1 protein-coding gene is annotated in these 515 nt (G+C 66.4%); it reads left to right on the forward strand.

All coding sequences use genetic code 11. The annotated features are described in order from the left end of the window. Positions 1 to 515, forward strand: a 515-nt coding sequence (locus JUB11_RS32500; RefSeq protein WP_207462940.1) for a tripartite tricarboxylate transporter permease, incomplete at both ends; no start/stop codon positions are given.

The raw sequence follows: 515 nt of genomic DNA on the forward strand, positions 1-515 counted from the left end.
GTGGCGCTGAACTTCTCCTCCTTCGAGTATTTCTGGCTCGTGGTGCTGGGGCTCTCGGGTGCCGTGTTCATCGGCAACGCCCATGTGCTCAAGGCCTGCATCATGCTGCTGCTGGGGCTGCTGATCGCCTGCGTCGGGCTGGAGAACCCGGCCGGCCACCCGCGCTTCACCTTCGGCAGCTACGAGCTGATGGGCGGCATCAGCCTGATCCCGATCATGGTCGGCATGTTCGCGGTGTCGGAGGTGCTACGCTACATGGCCGACACCAACCCGCCGCCTCTGGTCGCCGCGACGCGCATGGGCAACCCGTTCGAGGGCATGTGGGGCTACGCCCGGCGCTACAAGACGGGCATCCTGCGCGGCAGCCTGTTCGGCACGGTGATCGGCATCCAGCCGGGCGCGGGTGCGGACATGGCGTCGTGGCTGTCCTACGCGATGAGCAAGAAGTTCTCCAAGGAGCCGCAGAAGTTCGGCACGGGCCATGTGGAGGGCATCATCGAGAGCGGGGCCGCGAA

This window comes from Azospirillum sp. SYSU D00513, from assembly GCF_017356015.1.
In the GTDB taxonomy this organism is placed as follows: Bacteria; Pseudomonadota; Alphaproteobacteria; order Azospirillales; family Azospirillaceae; genus Azospirillum.